Raw genomic sequence first — 262 nt, 5'->3', positions numbered from 1 at the left:
GATTTGCTCAGCGAGCAGATCGACGTTTCGGTGCGGCTCGGCTCGACGGTGGTCAGCGAAGACATCGTCAGCAAACGCGTCGGCCACTTTCAGCGTTGGATTGTCGCCAGCCCGGATTATCTGGCGCGCAGCGGCGTGCTCGAACATCCGCGGGATCTGCTCGAGCATCAATGCCTGCGTTTCGATTACGGCGGCAGCCATCACCACTGGACCTTTCAGGGCGACGAAGAGCCGATTCAGCTCAACGTCCAGGGTCGCCTGC

1 protein-coding gene is annotated in these 262 nt (G+C 61.5%); it reads left to right on the top strand.

What is annotated here, in order from left to right; genetic code table 11:
• Positions 1-262, top strand: a 262-nt coding sequence (locus AAEY83_RS16175; protein ID WP_351060640.1) for a LysR substrate-binding domain-containing protein, incomplete at both ends; no start/stop codon positions are given.

Origin of the sequence: Psychrobacter sp. TB20-MNA-CIBAN-0197 (assembly GCF_040309765.1) — a bacterium.
Lineage (GTDB): Bacteria > Pseudomonadota > Gammaproteobacteria > Pseudomonadales > Moraxellaceae > Psychrobacter > Psychrobacter submarinus.
The sequence above is the reverse complement of the archived record's forward strand: the minus strand, read 5'-3'. Positions and strand labels throughout refer to the sequence as shown.